General features: G+C 28.0%; 7 protein-coding genes. 5 read left to right on the plus strand and 2 right to left on the minus strand.

What is annotated here, in order from left to right:
• The first annotated feature begins 433 nt into the window (after nt 1-433).
• The 5 genes from rpsD (at nt 434) to VN21_RS13575 (ending at nt 4494) form a co-directional block, all read left to right on the plus strand.
• A complete protein-coding gene (gene rpsD, locus VN21_RS13555) occupies nt 434-1033 on the plus strand; it encodes a 30S ribosomal protein S4 (protein ID WP_046823726.1) in 600 nt (199 codons plus the stop codon).
• A 205-nt stretch (nt 1034-1238) separates the two neighbouring features.
• Nucleotides 1239-1553 carry a thioredoxin gene (gene trxA / locus VN21_RS13560; protein ID WP_046823727.1) on the plus strand — a complete coding sequence of 105 codons (315 nt, stop codon included), beginning with the start codon at nt 1239-1241 and terminating at the stop codon, nt 1551-1553.
• 24 nt (nt 1554-1577) lie between these two features.
• Complete coding sequence (locus VN21_RS13565; protein WP_046823728.1) at nt 1578-2456, plus strand: NAD(P)/FAD-dependent oxidoreductase; 879 nt, start codon at nt 1578-1580, stop codon at nt 2454-2456.
• Between the two features lie 202 nt (nt 2457-2658).
• Entirely contained in the window at nt 2659-2991 is a 333-nt protein-coding gene (locus VN21_RS13570; RefSeq protein WP_035118054.1) for a winged helix-turn-helix transcriptional regulator, read from the plus strand.
• A gap of 132 nt (nt 2992-3123) precedes the next feature.
• The gene (locus tag VN21_RS13575) at nt 3124-4494 is read left to right on the plus strand and encodes a cation:dicarboxylate symporter family transporter (RefSeq protein ID WP_046823729.1); all 1371 of its coding nucleotides are present in this window, start codon (nt 3124-3126) and stop codon (nt 4492-4494) included.
• 28 nt (nt 4495-4522) lie between these two features.
• Here VN21_RS13575 and VN21_RS13580 read toward each other — a convergent pair whose 3' ends face one another.
• Nucleotides 4523-5296, minus strand: a complete 774-nt coding sequence (locus tag VN21_RS13580; RefSeq protein WP_046823730.1) for a CPBP family intramembrane glutamic endopeptidase — start codon at nt 5294-5296, stop codon at nt 4523-4525.
• Between the two features lie 99 nt (nt 5297-5395).
• Nucleotides 5396-6439 carry a YdcF family protein gene (locus tag VN21_RS13585; RefSeq protein WP_046823731.1) on the minus strand — a complete coding sequence of 348 codons (1044 nt, stop codon included), beginning with the start codon at nt 6437-6439 and terminating at the stop codon, nt 5396-5398.
• Nucleotides 6440-6538 lie beyond the last annotated feature (99 nt).

A 6538-nucleotide genomic window follows, 5' to 3' on the forward strand; every position in this document is an offset into this window, starting at 1 on the left:
TTAGATAAAAATGAAATTATTTTATATGATCTTAATTAATAAAATAGACTAACCAATTATAAATTATATTGGTTAGTTTTTTTTACATTCTTAATGATAATAATTTTCATTTACAACGAATAACACCTATGTTATACTAAAAACATAGAGAAAAACCTTCTCTACAAAAAATGATGCTATAAATTTATAAAGTACTCAATCCCGCAGATATAGTTTAAGTTTAATGTCCGTAACATAAACTATTAGTACTTTTAGATTTGTGCCAAAAATTACACTCAAAAACTAAAAAACTTCTTAAAAAGAGTCATGATTGTATACATGACTCTTTTTAATGATAATGAAAGTCATTTACATAAAATGAAAATTATGATATAGTGTATACAGGCTTAAAGTTATCGCGGCAAAATTTCTAATTTTATAGGAGATGATAATTATGGCAAAAATGATGGGACCTAGATTTAAACAATGTAGAAGGTTAGGACTTAATGTGTGTGGACATCCAAAAGCTATGGATAGAGCAACTAGAGGAACTTCTAGAGCAGATAAAAAACTTTCACCGTATGGATTGCAATTACTAGAGAAACAAAGATTAAGAGCTTATTACGGGGTTTTAGAAAGACAATTTTCTAACTATGTAAAAAAAGCTATGAAATCTCAAGGAGAAACAGGTACGGTATTAGTTCAATTACTAGAATGTAGGCTAGATAACTTAGTTTATAGATTAGGATTAGCGAGTTCTATAAGACAAGCTCGTCAAATGGTAGTGCATGGACACATATTAGTTAATGGAAATAAAGTCGATCGACCTTCTTATGGAGTGTCAGTAGGAGAAAAGATATCTCTAAGAGAAAAATCTAAAAAGAACTCTATGTTTATTGATAGTTTTCAACAAAATGCTAATAGCCAATATTCTTACTTAAGTAAGGACATTGATGATGTGTCGGGAACTCTTACTAAAATACCTGAAAGAAACGAAGTTCCAATAGAAATAAATGATATTTTAGTTGTTGAGTATTACTCTAAACTTAAGTAGGTATTTAATTTAAATAAAAGATGTAGAGCATTAGTTCTACATTTTTTTATTTTTTAATTAAATATTTTCATTTAATGTACAAAGAATTTTATTTAAGGGTAATAATAAAGTAGAAAACTAGTTACGAATAAGTAACTAATTGTTATAGATAAAAACTGATGATATATTAAAGTTATTATAAAACATAAATAAAGGAGAAATGAAAATGAGTAGAATAATAAATACAGACGAATTTAACGTAGAGGTAGAAAATGCAAGTGAAACAACAGTAGTGGACTTTTTTGCAACATGGTGTGGTCCATGTAAAATGTTAGCTCCAGTATTCGACGAATTAAGTGGAGATATAGATGAAGCTAAATTTTTAAAAGTAGATATAGATCAAAGCTTAGAATTAGCTAGAAAATTCCAAGTAACAACAGTGCCAACTGTAATTGTATTTAAAGATGGAGAAGAAGCTGAAAGATTAGTTGGGTTTATACCTAAGCAAAAGTTAGAAGATATGGTGAAAGCTCATATATAATTAATATAGAGAGGAATGTTGAATATGAGATATGATATTGCAATCGTAGGAAGCGGACCAGCTGGTTTAGCAGCTGCTATAAATGCTAAGATACGTAATAAAAACATAATATTATTTGGATCTCACAATGGAAGTGATAAATTAGTTAAAGCTCCATCTATAGATAATTATCTAGGAATTTATGATGTAAGTGGAGCCGAGTTGAGTGAAAAATTTACTAATCACGTAAAAGAGATGGGAATTGAAATAACTCAAGAGAGAGTTAATAATGTATACCAAATGGGAGATTATTTTGCATTAGCTGTTGGAGATGAAATTTATGAAGCTACAACTGTAATAATAGCTACAGGTGTACAATATGGGAAAATGATTAAAGGGGAAGAAGAATATTTAGGAAAAGGCGTAGGATATTGTGCAACATGTGATGCTGGATTATATAGAGATAAAGTTGTAGCTATAATAGGATACAATCATGAAGGAGAAGAGGATGCAAACTTTTTAAGTGAAATAGCATCAAAAGTTTATTATATACCTATGTATAACTTATCTAATAAGTTAGATTCTTCTATAGAAATAATCGATAGTAAACCTATAGAAATAAAGGGAGATACATTGGTAAATAAACTTGTATTAAAAGATAGCGAGCTAGATTTGGATGGGGTTTTCGTTATCAAGGATAGCGTATCTCCAAGTTATATGGTTCCTGGTTTAGAAGTTGAAGGACCTCATATAAAAACTGATAGAGAAATGAGAACAAATATAGATGGACTTTATGCTGCGGGAGATTGTGCAGGTAAGCCATATCAATACTTAAAGTCTGCAGGGCAAGGGCAGATGGCAGTTTCAAGTGCTATATCACAGTTAGATAAATTAAGAATAAAACAAATGGGATTAGAAAAATAATATAAAGTAAATAACCTAAAATTCAAGAAAAATTAAATCTTGTTATTTTAGGTTATTTTTATTTGAATAATGGATAAGAGCAGTTATAGAAAAAAGCTATAATAAAACGTGGATATGCAAAATTCATAATAATCAAAATTGGACAAAATATTGACGATATTATAACCTTGTATACACAAATAAAAATAGGAGGGCCAAATTAATGTACAATGTAAGTGATATGACATTTGACTGTCCAGTTGAAGCTCTATCTAGTATAGTTGGTAAAAAATGGGTAGCAAGGATAGTTTGGGAGATCCAAGATAGTAAAATTAGATTTGGAGAGTTACAAAGAAAAATAGATGGATGTAGTAAGAAGATGTTAGTGCAACAGCTTGATTTATTAGTAGAAAATAATATTGTTATAAATAATAAAAAAGTAGTGAAAAATAGTATAGAATCTACTTATTATTTAAGTAAATCAGGGTTGGAGTTACTGCATGTTATTGCAAATATGATAAAGTGGAGCAACGAACATATAGTATGTAATGATTAAAATTTAAAAATTTTGAAAAGTAAAAAAATTAGAAGTTACCAAAAAGTTACCAGTTGATATAATTTTTAGTACTTGTTATATTATATAAAAAAGCAAAGCCTTTAACTTTGCAAAAAGTATAAGGAGGAACACATGAATTACACATTTTTCTCAGAATTCCTTATGGTAACAAATTGGTTAACTTTGTTATCGATAGGAATATTAATAGGACTATTCTTTATAGTCAAAAAATTAACTAAAAAGCTTGATTTCACCAAATTGATGATATCATCAATTGCAATGGGAATTGGTTTAGGGTTAATAATTCAATTTATAGCAGGTTTTCCGAATGACCCTACAAAAGTCACTTGGTTAACAGAGGTATCTAAATGGTATGGATTATTTGGATATGGATTTATGGATTTATTAAAAATGCTAGTAGTACCTTTAGTATTTGTTTCAATTGTAAGAGTTATAATGAACTTGAAACAAGGTGAAAATTTAGGTAAGTTGACAGGTAGAACTATTTTTATGCTACTTGGAACAACAGCTATAGCAGCAGCAGTTGGAATAATAGTTGGAAATTTATTCAAACTGGGAGTAGGGCAAGAAGTAGCTCAACAAGCTACAGAACAATTAAGAGAAGTGACACCTGTAGTAGATACTTTAAGAGGGTTACTACCATCAAACCCAGTAGATGCTATGGCGCAAGCAAATGTTGTAGCTATAGTTATATTTGCAGGATTTATAGGTATAGCAATAAAAAGATTGAGTAAAAAACACGCAGATACAATTAAACCTTTTGTAGACTTAATTGAAGCGTTTTATAAGATAATAATAAGTATATCGATAACTGTTATAAAGTTAATGCCATATGCGGTAGTTGCATTAATGGCAAGTTCTATAATTGATAGAGGAATATCTTCTATAGTAGGTGTTATAGATTTCATATTAGCTTTATATGTAAGTGTTGCAATAATGTTTATAGTGCACTTAATAATAATATCAATTAATGGGGTTAATCCTGTTAAATACTTAAAAAATGCATCTAAACCTCTTATATTAGCATTTACTTCAAGATCTAGTTTAGGAACATTACCAGTTACTATAGAAACATTAAATGAGAATTTAAAAGTAGATCAAGGTATATCTAGCTTTGTAGGAAGTTTAGGAGCTAATATGGGTATGAATGGTTGTGCAGGAATATACCCAGCGTTAATGGCTGTGACTGTAGCTAATATGTCAGGAACAACTATGAACTTTAGTTTCTATGTAATGTTATTAATAGTAATAACAATAAGTTCTTTAGGAATAGCAGGAATTCCTGGTACTGCAACTATGTCTGTATCTGTTGTTATATCAGGTATGGGATTAGGAGCATACTTCCCATTATTAGGTGGAATAATTGCTATAGATCCAATATTAGATATGGGACGTACAATGCTTAATGTAAATGGAGCAATGGCTTCAACTATAGCAGTTGCAAATAGTTTTGATGAGATAGATAAAAATTCTATAGAATAGAATAAATATAAAAAATAGACTAGGATAATTATCTTAGTCTATTTTTTATGCACTTAGTAGAAATAAATAAAATTAGAAGCCCGACTATAGCTGTAGATATTGAAATTATTATATGAAGATCTACAGAATATTTAAATACATAGGAACATGCATTATCTAAAGCATGAAACAGTATACATAGCCAAATGCTATTTGTTTCCATATATATAAATGTTAGAACAAATGATGATGCTAAACAGCTTAATGCAAAAGGTAAAAAGTTTAGATGTTGTTGAGGAGACCCAACAACAAACCAAAGTGGTAAATGCCAGCAAGACCAAATTATTCCTATTAATAAGGAACTTTTCAAAGGTGAATACTTGGACAATAACTTAGGGAGTAAAAAACCTCTCCAACCTATTTCTTCAAGTCCACCACCGAAAATCATAAATGGTGCGATCCATGTTAAAAAAATTAATGGATAAGTTAATAAAATATATTTATCTCTAAAAAAGCATACAACTATAAATGGTGTTGTCCATAAAATTAAAATAGTAATTAAAACATAAAGGTATTCCTTGAAACTTCTTTTCATATCTATACAACTTTTTAAAAATCTAATAAAATCATTTTTTGAGTAAAATTTGTGAACAGTAAGTATACCTGCTATAGCTGGGGAGTATCCAGATAAAGCATAAAAAATCATAAAAATAGGAGAACCGTATGTTAATACTCCTAATTGAGTAAGTGGAATTGTAACTCCAAATCCCATTATGCAGGTTATAAATATTATGAAAAAAAAGTATTTAACTTCATTAGACATATGAACATATACCCCCAATCTAAGTAAAACTCAAATATATTAAAATATATTTGAATAATAATAATATATACCTATTTGAAGAAGGTTAAACATAATTAATTAAGCTGTAAAAATAAAATAATGATTTATAAGAGCTAGTAAAATTGAAAAAACAAATATTATAAATATTACAATCATATGCCTTTTTTTGTTCATTACAACAAGTGCTATATACTCTCGTATTAAAGCATTAGGAAGGAAATAATAAGCAGTTTTTGATCCTAAACCATTACTTTTCAAACTAGCCATTCTTGCGTATATGCTAGCTCTAAAAACGTGATAATTATTAGTTACAAATATACTTTTATAACCATTAGGCATTAAATTATCCATAATAACTTTTGAAAATTTCATATTTTGGAGAGTATTAACTGATTTATCTTCAATAATTGTATCTTTAGATGGTATCCCTTTACTTAATGCATATTTTTGCATAGCTAGACCTTCTGGAATATCTTCATCCGGACCTTGGCCTCCTGAAAAAATGATTTTAGGAGAAAAAGAAACCTTAGATTGTTCATTGTAAAAATTTATAGCTCTATCGATTCTGCTAGCAAGTAGAGGTGGAACTTTATCCCCAAAAACCCTACTACCTAATACGATTATAAAATCTTGATCTTTCTTTGGTTTATTAAATTGAGCTATTAAAGAAATCATTAAGAAATTAAAAATACTAAATAAGAAGTAAAATTCTAAAAGTAAAAAACTGCTTAAAAAAATAGTTATATCTTTTGGTAAAAATTTTTCTGGATTAAAAAATGTTAAAACTAAGTGGAAAACAAGTGCTAATCCTAAAAAAAGAGTCAACATATTAGATAAATTTCTACTTTCCTTTTGCATGACGATTTTAGCATTTAAAAATAAACCGAAAATAAGGGCGTAAATTCCAAATATCGAAACAATCATAAATATGATAAATAAGATTAAAAATAAAACTATTAAAATTCGGTTTTCTGTAGAAAATGCTAAGTATGTAAATGAAATAGCAAAAGATATAAGAAATATATTGAAAAATAATCCGTTAACAAGTCTTCTTCTATCTTTAAAATAAGATATTAAAAAAATAGATAATGTTATTATTGGAAACAAATAAATAAAAAACATACGTTACCTCCTAAATTAAAATGAAATATATATTAAATTCATTATATATTTTTTCAATAATTAAGTTAATAGATACATAAAAATGTAATAATAAAGAAT

The sequence above is a fragment of the Paraclostridium benzoelyticum genome, assembly GCF_001006285.1.
Lineage (GTDB): Bacteria > Bacillota > Clostridia > Peptostreptococcales > Peptostreptococcaceae > Paraclostridium > Paraclostridium benzoelyticum.

Excerpts from the sequence above, each read along its gene's own strand:
- rpsD (WP_046823726.1), top strand. The coding sequence starts at position 434 with ATGGCAAAAATGATGGGACCTAGATTTAAACAATGTAGAAGGTTAGGA.
- trxA (WP_046823727.1), top strand. The coding sequence starts at position 1,239 with ATGAGTAGAATAATAAATACAGACGAATTTAACGTAGAGGTAGAAAAT.
- VN21_RS13565 (WP_046823728.1), top strand. The coding sequence starts at position 1,578 with ATGAGATATGATATTGCAATCGTAGGAAGCGGACCAGCTGGTTTAGCA.
- VN21_RS13570 (WP_035118054.1), top strand. The coding sequence starts at position 2,659 with ATGTACAATGTAAGTGATATGACATTTGACTGTCCAGTTGAAGCTCTA.
- VN21_RS13575 (WP_046823729.1), top strand. The coding sequence starts at position 3,124 with ATGAATTACACATTTTTCTCAGAATTCCTTATGGTAACAAATTGGTTA.
- VN21_RS13580 (WP_046823730.1), bottom strand. The coding sequence starts at position 5,296 with ATGTCTAATGAAGTTAAATACTTTTTTTTCATAATATTTATAACCTGC.
- VN21_RS13585 (WP_046823731.1), bottom strand. The coding sequence starts at position 6,439 with ATGTTTTTTATTTATTTGTTTCCAATAATAACATTATCTATTTTTTTA.